This is a genomic window from Corallococcus sp. AB011P (assembly GCF_003611605.1).
Classification (GTDB): Bacteria; Myxococcota; Myxococcia; order Myxococcales; family Myxococcaceae; genus Corallococcus; species Corallococcus coralloides.
Window position 1 is genome coordinate 134792 of record NZ_RAVX01000012.1, and the last position, 12664, is coordinate 147455.

The following is a 12664-nucleotide window of genomic DNA, read 5'->3' on the forward strand; positions in this document are numbered from 1 at the left end:
GGACGGCGGAGGTGGCCAGCAGGAACCGCAAAAGCTTGCGCATCTGATGCCTCCCATCGGGGTGAGGCGTTCACTTTGCGCCGCTGGCCACTCGGAATGCAAGTCATTGCCGGCGAGTAGCCGGATGCCTACTGCCGGTCGCTGATTCGCTGCTGCAACAACCAGTCGTAGAGAGACAGGTCGGCGTAGGCCGTGTCCCAGGTCGCCCCGTTGTGGCCGCCGTTGGGATAGACGGTGACGGCCCGCATCGCGCTCGCGCCCGCTCCGCACTTCGTGTCCAGCCAGAGCTTGAGGTTGGTGGAGCGTCCGGGCGTGTCCAGGGCCCCATGGAAGGCCCAGATGGGCAGCGGCTTCAGCACGCAGACATTCGGGTCGTTCGTCGGCGTGGAGGTCAGCGCGATGGGGACGATCGCCGCCAGGTGGGCTGTCTGGGTCATGCCCAGCTCGATGCTGGTGTTGACACCGCCGCTCAGGCCCGTGAAATAGACGCGGTCCGCGTCCACCCGGTAGTTCTTCTTCGCGTCCTCCAGCAGCGCCATCAACGTGTTGGCATTGAACCAGCCATTGCCACTGTTGGTGACGGGCATGCGCTGATTGGGAGAGATGACGATCGCCTGCATCGCCGCGCGGAAGCTGGCCGAGTTGAGCTGCTTCGCCAGACCCTCGGGGTTGCTCAGCACCGCCGTGTGTTCGAGGTTGAGCGTCGAGCCGCCAATCCCGTGCAGCGCGATGATGAGCGGCCAGTGCGTGGTGCGGTCGTCGTTGTAGTGCTCCGGGAGGAACACCGCCGCGTCATAGCGGGGGCCGCGCGCCACGGTCTGCTGGCCGGCGGCGCAGGTGGTGGGACCGGTGGGCAGGACGGCGCCCGGCGTTCCCATCAGCTTGAGCTCCCGCAGGCGGCAGTACGGCGCGTCCTTGCACACCAGCCGGACCTTCGTGGTGATGACCGGGCTGGTGAAGGTCAACGACTTCACCGTGCCGTTCAGCGGATGGCCGGTGGATGGAATACTGGTTGTGCACTACGCCGTCGTGCAACAGCACCACGTAGAAGAGCCCCGTCTGGTAGAGCATGGAGACCGCCGCGACGGCGACCCCAAGCTCTCCGAGTCGCGTCCGGCCGGTGTCCGCCCGGGCCGGTTCGAGTGAGCGCTCCGCGTCCGTCGTCGCTTCGCGAGAAGGCTGCGCAGGACGTGGTTGCGACTCGGACATGGTGTGCGCTCCCTCGGCTCGCTGACACGGATGCGTGGCCCCGAGAATAGGTTACCGCCGCCCGGCGCCCTTCCCATGATGGCGCACCTCTCGACCTCGCCGGGGTGCCGACACGGCCCTCGGTGCGCGCGGTCCCCTCATGGGATGAACGATCTCTACGCGGTCCACGTCCTCGGAGCACCTCCGAGAGGGGCACCCGGGCATCGCGGCGCGCACGGGCCGGTGACATTCAGTCCCGTGATTGCTTCAGGCATGCGGAACCCTAGGCCTCATCCCGTATGCTCCGCGCCCCATGTCCCTGAACCTGAACGCCCGAAGCGCGCTCGCCGCGGCCTCGCTCCTGCTGACGCCCCCGGCGCTGGCACAGGCACCGCAGGACGGCGCGCCGCCCGCGGAAGCGGCCCCGCCCGCGCAGGCCCAGCCCGTCATCACCAGGCCTCCGGAGCTGCTGCAGCAGGTGGAGGCCCCCTACCCTCCCGAAGCGCTCGCGGAGGGGCTCACCGCCTCCGTGCGCCTCATCATCACCATCGCCGCGGACGGCTCCGTGTCGGACGTGCTGCCCACGGAGCCCGCGGGCCATGGCTTCGACGAGGCGGCCATCGCGGCGGTGCGCCAGTTCCGCTTCTCACCCGCGGAGGTGGACGGTGTGCCCGCGCCGGTGCAGGTGGAATACATCTACCACTTCACCCTCAACGTCCCTCCGGAGGAGGCCCCCGGACCGGACCAGGCCCCAGTGGCGCGGAAGGCCACGCTCAAGGGCCAGTTGATTTCGCGCGGCAGCCGCTCGCGCGTGGCCGGCGCCACCGTGCGCTGCGGTGACGACCCGGAGGCGCCCGAGGCCCTCTCCGACGCGGACGGCCGCTTCAGCCTGGACGTGCCCCCTGGCGAGTGCGCGGTGCGCGTGGTGGCGTCCGGCTACCAGCTCTACCAGACGAAGGAGCAGCTCCAGGCGGACGAGACGACGGAGGTGAACTTCTTCCTCGCCCCCACCGGCGGCGCGCTGGAGACCGTCGTGCGCTCCGACCGGCCGAAGAAGGAGGTCGTGCGCCGGACCATCACGCGCCAGGAGGCGCAGCGGACGCCGGGCACCTTCGGCGACCCCATCCGCGTCATCCAGACCCTGCCGGGCGTGGCGCGTGCGCCCTTCATCTCCGGCCAGCTGCTGGTGCGCGGCTCCAACCCCGGCCAGACGGCGACGATGATGGACGGGGTCGGCATCCCCCTCCTCTTCCACCTGCTCGGCGGGCCCTCGGTGGTGAACGCCGAGTTCATCGACCAGCTCGACTTCTTCCCCGGCGGCTACGGCAGCCAGTACGGCCGCGCGGTGGGCGGCATCGTGGAGGTCGGCACGCGCAAGGGCGCAGCCGACACATTCCATGGCTCGGTGAAGGTGGACCTGCTGGACGCGGGCTTCTTCCTGGAAGCCCCCGTGACGGACGGCATCAGCGTGGCCGCCGCCGCGCGGCGCTCGTACATCGACACGATTCTGCCCGCCGTCCTCCCCAAGAGCGAGGGCAGCACCCTGTCCGTCGTCCCCAAATACTGGGACTACCAGCTGCGCGTGGACTTCGGCGCGAAGCGGGATGCCCGTTCGGAGGAGGAGGCCCAGGCCCTGGCGGGCGGCGCGCGCAGCACCGGCTACGTCATGGCCTTTGGCAGTGACGACCAGCTCCGGCTGGTGACCGGAGGCCCAGAGACCGAGCGCGACCTGACGGTGGACACGCACACGCTCTTCCACCGCATCAAGGGTGACTGGACGTACCGCAAGGGCGCGCTCACGTCCGTCTTCACGCCGTACGTGGGCTACGACGGCACCAGCTTCAAGTTCGGCGCCGCGAAGCAGGATGGCGTGGGCTACACGGTGGGCGCGCGCGAGGTGCTGGGCCTGGAGCTGTCCTCCAGCCTCACCGTGCGCACCGGCCTGGACCTCGTCTACGAGCACCAGTCCTTCGACGTGGAGTTCCCCGCCCCGGAGAACTTCGAGTACGTGGCGTTCCCCGGCGCCGAGTCCGTGGGCGAGCTGCTGGTGGAGAAGATTGGCCTCGGCTCCTTCGACGGCGCGCTCTTCGTGGAGGCGGACCTGAAGGTGGGCAAATTCACCTTCACCCCCGGCGTGCGAGCCAACTACCAGCGCGCGGGCGACGCGCGGAACGTGGCGTTGGATCCCCGGCTGTGGGTGAGCTTCGCGGCCACCGAGCGCACCCAGCTCAAGGGCTCGCTCGGCCTCTACAGCCAGCCGGCGGAGACGTTCCGCTTCATCTCCCTGCCGTACGGCAACCCGGACCTGGCCTACCAGCGCGCGTTCCAGAGCAGCCTGGGCGTGGAGCACCGGCTGACCGACGTGTTCAACGTGGACGTCACGGGCTTCTTCAACCGCCGCTTCGACAACATCGCGGCGCCCGGCGACATCCTCTCACTCCCGGGTGGAGGCGTGGTCCAGCTGCCGTACTCCAACCAGGGCATCGGCCGCGCCCTGGGCGTGGAGGTGATGGTGAAGAAGCAGCGCGCGTCCGCGACGGACAAGTGGTCCGGCTGGCTGTCGTACACCTTCAGCCAGTCACTCGACGGGCGCACGGGCTCCGCCCCCGAAGGGAATGGTGGCGACTTCGGCGGGGGCTTCGGTGGCAACGGCGACGAGACGTATGGCCTCAGCCCCTTCGACCAGACGCACATCCTCACGCTGGTGAGCACCTACGTGCTGGGCAACGGCTGGGAGCTGGGCGGGCGCTTCCGCTACACCACCGGCCGCCCGACGACGCCACTCAACCACACGTTCGACCAGTACCAGGTGGACCGCAACCGCTTCACCGGCATGTACGGCCCCTACGCCTCGGCGCGCATGGCAGGGTTCCACCAACTCGACGTGCGGCTGGACAAGAGCTGGCAATTCCAGAGCTGGACGCTGGGGGCCTACCTCGACGTGCAGAACCTCTACAACGCGGAGAACGTCGAGTTCACCTTCAACGACTACCGGCAGCGCCGGGAGTACGAAGTGCCCGGCATCCCCATCCTCCCCGTGGTGGGCGTGAAAGGAAGCTTCTGACATGAAAGCCCTGCTCAACACCGGAAGCCTGCTGCTGATGGCGCTGACGGCGCTCGCCTGCGTCGAACCCGAGGACAAGCCGTCGAGCGTGCACGACCTCCGCGTGCTCGGCGTGTCCACGGAAAAGCCCGAGCTGATCGCCTCCACCTGCGAACAGACGCCGGAGGCCTTCGACGAGCTGGCGGAGGAGGTGACGTACCGCGCGCTGCTGGTGGACCCCGCCGGCGAGGGACGGCCCATCCAGTACCAGTTGTGGGCCTGCGCGGATCAGGACAACCGCATCTGCGCGAACGAGGCGGACCGCGCCCTGCTCGCGGAGGGCACCACCGTCGCAGGCGAGCTGACGCTCCCCATCCGTCCCGGCGCGGCCCGGGTCTCGCAGGACAAGCTCCTCCTGGAGCGCGTGCTGGCGGAGGACTCCTACAAGGGGCTGGGAGGCATCCGCATGCCGCTCGTCCTGAGGGTGTCGGCGGGCGACGAAGAGGTCTACGCGCAGAAGCTGATGGTCTTCTGGTGCCCGGTGGTGGAGGGCATGACGGCCAACGTGCAGCCCGTGCTTCCGGGCCTGCGGGTGGACGACGTGGCCTGGCCGGAAGGTGAGCCCCTGGAGCTGCGCGGCCCCGGGCCCTTCGTGATGACGTCCGAGGACGTGTCGGACCGGGAGGAGAACTACGTGGTCCCGGGCCTGCGCTTGCAGGCCGTGAACCTCAAGGAGGCGTGGGAGATCGCCTGGTACACCACGCTGGGAGAGTTCAACCTGTCGGAGACGGGCGGCGCGGACTTCGGTGGCCAGCAGGGGCGCCACCGCGTGGAGTGGGAGCCGGCGGAGGGCGCGGCGGCCCAGGAGGTGACGTTCTGGGCCGTGGTGCGGGACGGGCGCGGCGGCAGCTCATGGCTGGTGCGCCGGGCTCGCTGGAGCCCCTGAGCACCGCCGTCCCTCCCGGGAACCGGGCTCAGCGCGGCGCGGCGCTGGCGATGAGGTCGTTGATCATCTGCGGCATCTCCGTCGCCGCGCCGACGTCGAACCTGTCGACGCTCATGAAGAACCCGACCCCGCGAACGGGTGAGAACGCCAGGTAGTTGAACACGCCGCGCGTGGCCCCGGCCTTCTGGAGGATGAACGGCCGGTCGCCCCTGGGCATCATCACGACCCAACCCAGCCCCATCGCATCCATGTGGCCGGACTCGTCGAGGCCGAGGACGGGGTGCAGCCCGTCGCGCTGCACGTAGGTGGCGTGATTCAACAACCGCGTCTCCGTGTCGGATCCACCGACCTCCAGGTGCCACTGGAGCCACCGGAGCAGGTCCCCAGGAGTCGAGTACAGGCCGCTGGCGCCCCGAGGCGTGGAGTCGTGGGTCGGCTTGCCTTCGTCCGCCATGTGCCACGGCTTGCCGTCAGGATGGTAGCCGCCGAACAGGTTCTGGGTGCGGTCGTCGGTGCACCCGACCTTCCAGGGCGGCGCGTTGTACGAGGTGTGTTCGAGCTGGAGTGGGGCCAGCACCTCCTGCTTCAACAGCTCGTAGAAGGACGCGGCCCGCGACGGGTTGCACTGATCGACCAGCGCCCGGGACAAGGCGTTGAAGCCGACGTTCGAATAGAGCGCCCCCGTTCCCGGCGGAAACAGGACGGACGGCAGCTCCTCCGGCTCCGGCGCTTCGAGCCCGATGTCCGGTGAGACCTCACGGGGCAGGCCGCTCGTGTGCGTGACGAGGTCGATGAGGCGGATGGCCGGATTCTGGACGACCTGGGTCGTGAAGCGGGCCTCCCCCTTCACGACCATCCTGGCGAGCAGGTGTCCCGTGAAGGCCTTGGTGATGGAGCCGAGCGGCACGAGCGTCCGTGCATCCGGCTCCAGGCAATCCTTGCCGCCCCAGCCCAGGACCGTGCTCGCGAAGGATCCATCGGAGCCTCGGACGATGGCGCCCATCACCAGCTTGGGGAGCTGGTACTTGAGCTGGAAGATATCGCCTGCGAACACCGCGCCCTCCACGAGCGGCTGGAGCCGGGCATGGGCCGCCGGGAACGGAGGCAGCTTGCTCAACTGGTATTGCCAGATGTCTTCACGCAGCCCATCTGTGAATGATTTGGCGTAACCGCACTGATCATCCAGCGGCGCGGGTGCGGCGCCGGCTCCCTGGTAGAGCCCGAAGAGGAGCTGGGGACTCTTGCCATCCGTGCGCATGTAACAGGTGAAGTCCCGGCTCGCGCGCGTCAGCCCCAGATAGACCAGGGTCTGGCGTGGCTCCGCCGGGGTCAGGTCCAGCCGTGCGACATCCGCATAGGTCTTCTCGCCGGGGAGGATCCGGGTTCCCGCCGGGATGAGGCACTCCACTGGCGCGAACCCCTCGAAGCCGGTCACGAAGAGGGTCTGATTCGCGAGGGTCAGGACGCGGATGATGGGATTGGGACTGGCCACGGTGTTCTCCTTTTTCACTGTGAGAGTACACGGGGCCAGACGTTGCCAGCGAAGCAACATCCACGCGGGCTTCGTTGCCTCCCGGGCCACGGGAGACGTGGCTGCTGGGGAGTGATTCCGCGCGGTTGAACGCGGCCATCTCCTTGCAGCGCTTCCGGACGCTCCCAACGCCTCACGTCCTTCCCGGAGGTCCGCGCATGAGACGCAACCGACTCATTGCTTCGTTTCCCCTTCAGCTGGTTTTCGCGGCGTCGCTGTACACGGCGACGGCCGAAGCCGCGGCCCTCCGGGTCATGCCCCAGGGGCTTGGCTCCGGCACCGTCACGGGCACGGGCATCAACTGCACCAACAGCCTCGGCAGCGACTGCGATGAAACCTATGCCGCCAGCGCGTTCGTGACCCTCACCGCCACGCCGTCAGCGGGGTCCTCCTTCGCGGGCTGGAACATCGACCTGGACGAGGACCTGACGTCCACGCCGGACTGCACGGGGACGGCACCCCTCTGCACCCTGTCCATGGGCGTGGCGCGGTCCGTGAAGCCTGTCTTCCGGCTCGCGGCGGGCACCGTCAACCCCATCCCCGTCGCCAACCCGAGCACCATCACGCCCGAGGAGCTCGAGGCGTACCTCAACAACCCCGCCAACGCGGCCACGAACACCGTGGCCCGCTTCGTCAGCGCCCTGCCGGCCGAGTACAGGGCCAGCCCCATCCTGATGGCGCGTTCGGAGAGCCTCCAGACGGGCACCGCGGAGCACCCGCGCCTGCTGCTCTCCAGCAAGGACGCCCGGTCCGTCTTCTCCATCGGGCCCGCGCCGCATGCGTCCTATCCAGGCTCGCATCCGGACGTCATCGAATACATGCAGTGGGACGAGGCGACGAAGAACTTCCGCTTCCACGAAATCATCCTCACGGCCATCCCCCCGATGGGCGCCATCCCGCCGCGCTCGCGCCACATCGAGAAGGATGATGGGAAGTGCGCGGCCTGCCATTCGACGCGCAACGTGCTGAACCGCACGGGCGTCCCCGGCACGGATGGCATCCCGGTGGGTGTCATCAAGACGAAGAACAAGCCCAACTGGGACCCCTATGACAACTGGGGAGGGATGCTCCCCTTCAACCGGGATCGCCTCTACCAGGGCTCGGTGGACATCGCCGCGTTCCGCAAGCTGTTCAACCCCTGGACGTGGCGGACGCAGCCCGAGGTCCGCCGGCTCATCGAACAGCTCCGGCTGCAACCCCCCGGACGGCTGCCGGCGGGGAGCCCCCATCTCATCACGCGCTACCGGGGCGGCCCCAACGACGGGACGCCGCGCTTCAGCTTCGACCTGACGCCCCCGGTGACGACGGAGCCCGTTCCGTCAGGGAACGCTCCCACCATCGCGACGGCGTATGGCTTCAACGCCCAGCCGGGCGTGGGCGCGCTGACGTCCGTCACCCGGGGCGGCCCGTCCGTCACGCTGTTCCATGACTCGCTCATCTCCGGGGACGAGGGGCGCGGCGTCCAGCTGTTCGACCTGCTGGGCGGCCTGGATGGAAGCCTCAACCAGCGGCGCATCGCGGACGAGCTCGCCAGCCACCGCTGGGCGACCGGCAGCGTCTACGTCGACCCGCGCCCGGTGGCCCTGGCCATCACCAATGGCTGCCTCACCATCAACAGCTCGCTGAACACGGTGCAGAGCAACCCCGCGGGCCTGGCGGTGGACCTGCCCTTCTTCACGTCGCGCAACGGCCTGGGCATCAACGCCCTGCGCGACGACACCCTGGCGCGCACCCAGAGCATCCCGCGCCGCAAGGCCGACATCGAGAAGCTCAACCTGAGCCGCGCGGGCGACCCCTACGTAACGACCGGGACGACGGTGAACGGCCTCATTCCCCAGTACGGCGCCGCGACCAGCGCGTCGACGGACGTGTCGCTGGCCCGGCTGCGGCAGGAGGTGTTCCGCCGGCCCATCGACAACCCGGCCCCGGACTCGACGGTCATGGGCGGCATCCTCGTGGACCGGGAGCAGTACAGCCCCAATACGAACCTGGTGACCCTGTACCGGTACTTCCTGGAGCCGCTCGGCGTGTCGGTGGACAAGTGGTCCCTGGGCGTGCGCGGCCGCTCGCGCGCCTATGGCTTCGCCGACGTGTTCGGCACGTACACCAATGCCCTGCGCACGGAGCTGGAGGCCAATCTGACGGCGGACCCCGTCCCCGGCCTGGCGGCGCCCTACTCCTGCGCCAGCCTGATTCCGGCGGTGAACGCGACGCTGGCCTCGCTGCCGCCCGCGGGCGCCGACCCGACGTACACGGACGTGCAGCGCATCTTCAACAAGGCCTGCATCGAGTGCCACGGTGGGCTGGACTACCCGCCGTACAAGAACTTCGGCACCTACCTGAACCTGGCCGAGAACCAGAGCGCCCCCGGCGTGAATCCGCTCACGGCGCCGCATGCCATCGCGGAGTCCCTGGCCACCAGCCTGACGGCGCCGCTGTTCGACCGCATCACCCGCACGTCGGAGGCCTGCGGCAACGGGCTGGGGATGATGCCGTGTGGCGGGCCGCCGCTGAGCCAGACGGACATCGAAACCATCAAGCGGTGGATCATCGGCGGCAATCCCTCCCTCTGGGGCGACCCGCACCTGACGACGATGGACGGCGTGCGCTACGACTTCCAGGGCGCCGGTGAGTACGTGCTCCTGCGCGACCCGGGATTGGAGCTCCAGGCGCGCCACACACCCGTGCAGACCGAGCACCCCGTGGGGCCGGATCCACACACCGGCCTGACGGCCTGCGCGAGCATCACGACGGCGGTGGCGGCGCGCGTCGGCCCGCATCGCGTCAGCTACCAGATGAACGCGGAGAAGCCGGAGCTGCTGGAGCTGCGCGTCGACGGCAAGCCGGTGACGCTGGAGAAGGAGCTGCTTCTCCCCGCCGGAGGACGCATCACGTCCACAGGGACGAACGGCGGCATCCGCATCGAATCCGCGGGAGGCACGCGCATCACCATCACCACGGATTGGTGGGCGCACTACGGCCTCTGGTACATGAACATCGACGTGCGGCAGGCGCGCGCCACGGAGGGCCTGCTGGGTCCCATCGCCCCGGGCAACTGGCTGCCCGTGCTGCCGGATGGCTCGCAGTTGGGGGAGCGTCCCTCGGACCTGGGGGACCGCTACGTCGGCCTGTACGAGAAGTTCGGCGAGTCCTGGCGCGTGTCCAAGGACACGTCCCTCTTCGACTACGCCTCCGGCTACTCCCCTGAGTCGTACACGCTGCGCGAATGGCCCGGGTACAAGGCGGACATGTGCCGCATCGAGAAGGCGCCGCCCGGCATCCCGGTGGTGGAGCCGCTGAAGGCCATTCCGCTGGAGGAGGCGGAGGCGCTGTGCAAGGGCGTGTCGAAGGCGCGTCTGCGCGACTGCGCGCAGGACGTGGCCGCGACCGGCGAGCCGGGCTTCGCCCAGACGTTCATCACGACGGAGAAGCTGGGCCGCAACCTCCCGCCCGATACGCTGGAGCTGGTGGCGCCTCAGGAGAACACCATCACCTCGTCGGCCGTGACCTTCGAGTGGAAGGACGCGTACGACAAGGATGGGGACGCCGTCGTCTACCGGCACTGCGTCTGGAACGTGAACACCCGCTTCACCTTCGCGGCCTGCACGAAGGGCGTGCCCGAGCAGTCCAGGACGGTGAAGCTGGAGGGCGGCAGGGACTACTTCTGGAAGGTCCTCGCCGAGGACGGCCGGGGTGGCACGACAGAGAGCCGCACCTGGCGCGTGACGGTGAAGTAGCCACACGTCGCGGCTGAAGAACGAAGGCCCCGGATTGCCTGTGAGCATCCGGGGCCTTGTCGTGTGACGCCGCTGTTTGCCCGGGCAACCCCGTGCGCCTCCTGGCAAGGTCCCCTGCCATGCCACGCCCCCGGACGCCCAGGAAGCCTGACACCGCCGCGCTGATGAAGAAGGCGGACGCGTTGCTGGATGAGATGCCGCCCCAGTTGGAGCAGGCCATCGCGCTCCTGCGCGAAATCGTGGAGGCGGATCCGGAGCACCTGCTGGCGCTGCACTCGCTCAACTGGGCCCTGGATCCGACCCGGCGCATGGAGCCCCACCGCTGGGAGCGCGAGGTGAAGGCCGAGCACTGGCGGGTTCGCGACCGCATCCTCGAATTGACCCGCGGGACGAAGCCCGGCGGAGAGCTGTCGACCCAGCAGAAGGCGCGCGCGCTGGCGCTGAGCCAGTGGGCCGACGATCTGGTGCGGCGCAAGCCGACGGACGCGCAGCTCCAACAGGCGGAGGCCGCGCTGGTGGAGGCCGAAGCCCTGCGCGACATCGCGGACCACGCCTGCGCGCGTCGGGGGCTGGAAGCGTGGCACGCGCTGCGGCGAGGCACTCCGGAGCAGGGCTACCGGAAGCTGCTCGCCCGGGTGGAGGCCGCTCCCGACCCGCGCGCCCGCGACGACGAGGGCAACGAGGATCCGTTCGCCTTCCAGGGCCTGGAGGGCGCCTTCTCCAACGACGGCTTCCACGCGTGGCTCCGGAAGCAGAAGGCCGCGACGCGTCCCCCGGCGAAGAAGGCCAAGGCCCTGGACGACGCACTCCTGCAGGCGGCGGGGCTCGACGCGTCCCCCTTCTTCGGACCTGGCTTCGAGGGGGAATGGCGCACGGGCCGGGTGCTGGCCCTGATTGCGCTGGGGGCCGACCTGGAGGCCCGGGACAAGAACAAGCGCGGTGTCCTCCACCTGGCCGCGATGGTGGACGACGCATCGCTGGTGAAGGAGCTCCTGCGGCTGGGCGCTCCCGCGGACGCGACCGATTCAGCGAAGTCCACGCCCCTGCACGCCGCGGCCGAGCACGGAAGCACGGCCTGCATCGCCCTGCTGGCGAAGGGCGGCGTTCCCGTGGACGCGCTCGACAACGCGGGGCGCACGGCGCTCTTCGACGCGCGGCGGGCGGACGTGGCGCGAGCGCTCATCGACGCGGGCGCCAACCCCAACGCGGGCAAGGGCTGGACGCCGCTGCACCAGCACGCGCGCATCCAGGAGCGCGGGCCCGTCATCCAGGTCCTGCTCCAGGCCGGAGCGGACGCGGCCCGCAAGAGCGCGGCGGGACAGACGCCCGTGAAGGAGGCGCTGGAGCACGGCAACCCGCACCTCGCCCAGCTCATGGGCGCCAGGGCGCCCTCGGGGAAGAAGGGGGCGCTGGACGTGCAGCCGCTGCTGGCCGCGCTGGCCCGCAAGCGGAAGGCGTTGCTCAAGGCCTGGTACTTCGAGGACAAGGACGTGGACTCCGTGGAGCAGGTCCTGAATCGGCTCGCGCTGGAAGGCGCCACGTCGTGGGACGCGCTCGCGGCGGCGGTGCAAGGCCTGCCTCCCTGGACGGCCATGGCCCTGGTGGAGCTCGCCCGGGATGTGCTCCCAGCCGAAGCCAAGGCGCCTTCCTTCTCCAAGCTCCCACGCTTCGTGCGCGGGGACCTGGTGGTGAAGGGCGACGTGCAGGTGGACGGGCCCCTGCTGGTGACAGGAAACCTCACGGTGGAGGGCGTGCTGAGCAACGCAGGGCCCGAAGGCCTGCTCGTGGTGGGCGGCTCGCTGCGCGCGAGCGGCGTGGACACGGATGGGGAACTGGTCGTGGGCCAGGACCTGGAGGCCCAGGTCGTCTGGGGGCACGGCAACGACGCTGCGCTCCGGGTCGGCGGCGTGCTGAAGGCCAAGGCGGTCATCGCGGATGACCACGACGTGCAAGCCCAGGTGAAGGCAACGCATCACTTCGCCGCGGGGAACTTCGACGCCACGGACGCGTCGCTCCAACAGCTCTTCGTGCCAAAGGCTTTCGCTCGGGCGCGACTGGATCGGGAAAAGCTGTTCAACGCCCTTCGCAAGGCGGGAAATGTTTTTCGGAGCCCGGACTGACAGGTGAAGCCGCGGACCAGCACCTCGCAGTCGTGCCGGTCCGCGGGTCAGTACACCCGCCCACCACCGGAGCCCACCTTGGGCCCGGTCAGATGAACG

6 protein-coding genes are annotated in these 12664 nt (G+C 69.4%); 4 read left to right on the plus strand and 2 right to left on the minus strand.

Going from position 1 to position 12664, the window contains the following annotated elements:
- Nucleotides 1–128: 128 nt before the first annotated feature.
- A complete protein-coding gene (locus tag D7X30_RS26785) occupies nt 129–974 on the minus strand; it encodes a hypothetical protein (RefSeq protein WP_120565808.1) in 846 nt (281 codons plus the stop codon).
- Nucleotides 975–1501: 527 nt separating this feature from the next.
- Between D7X30_RS26785 and D7X30_RS26790 the strand changes: the two genes are divergently transcribed.
- Together D7X30_RS26790 and D7X30_RS26795 are read left to right on the plus strand one after the other, a co-directional pair.
- Nucleotides 1502–4252 (plus strand): TonB family protein, encoded by a 2751-nt coding sequence (locus D7X30_RS26790; RefSeq protein WP_120565809.1) that lies wholly within the window; start codon nt 1502–1504, stop codon nt 4250–4252.
- A 1-nt stretch (nt 4253) separates the two neighbouring features.
- A complete protein-coding gene (locus D7X30_RS26795) occupies nt 4254–5177 on the plus strand; it encodes a hypothetical protein (RefSeq protein WP_120565810.1) in 924 nt (307 codons plus the stop codon).
- Between the two features lie 28 nt (nt 5178–5205).
- Here the strand turns inward: D7X30_RS26795 and D7X30_RS26800 are convergent, their stop codons facing one another.
- Nucleotides 5206–6669: a serine hydrolase gene (locus tag D7X30_RS26800; RefSeq protein WP_158619399.1), complete on the minus strand. Its 1464-nt coding sequence runs from the start codon at nt 6667–6669 to the stop codon at nt 5206–5208.
- 197 nt (nt 6670–6866) lie between these two features.
- On the opposite strand from D7X30_RS26800, the gene D7X30_RS26805 reads away from it, so the two are divergent.
- Together D7X30_RS26805 and D7X30_RS26810 are read left to right on the plus strand one after the other, a co-directional pair.
- Nucleotides 6867–10445: a VWD domain-containing protein gene (locus tag D7X30_RS26805; RefSeq protein WP_120565812.1), complete on the plus strand. Its 3579-nt coding sequence runs from the start codon at nt 6867–6869 to the stop codon at nt 10443–10445.
- A 119-nt stretch (nt 10446–10564) separates the two neighbouring features.
- Nucleotides 10565–12565, plus strand: a complete 2001-nt coding sequence (locus D7X30_RS26810; RefSeq protein WP_233591797.1) for an ankyrin repeat domain-containing protein — start codon at nt 10565–10567, stop codon at nt 12563–12565.
- The last annotated feature ends 99 nt before the right edge of the window (nt 12566–12664 follow it).

Bases quoted from the DNA above. Each gene is read 5' to 3' on its own strand.
- D7X30_RS26790 (WP_120565809.1), top strand. From the start codon at position 1,502: ATGTCCCTGAACCTGAACGCCCGAAGCGCGCTCGCCGCGGCCTCGCTC.
- D7X30_RS26795 (WP_120565810.1), top strand. From the start codon at position 4,254: ATGAAAGCCCTGCTCAACACCGGAAGCCTGCTGCTGATGGCGCTGACG.
- D7X30_RS26805 (WP_120565812.1), top strand. From the start codon at position 6,867: ATGAGACGCAACCGACTCATTGCTTCGTTTCCCCTTCAGCTGGTTTTC.
- D7X30_RS26810 (WP_233591797.1), top strand. From the start codon at position 10,565: ATGCCACGCCCCCGGACGCCCAGGAAGCCTGACACCGCCGCGCTGATG.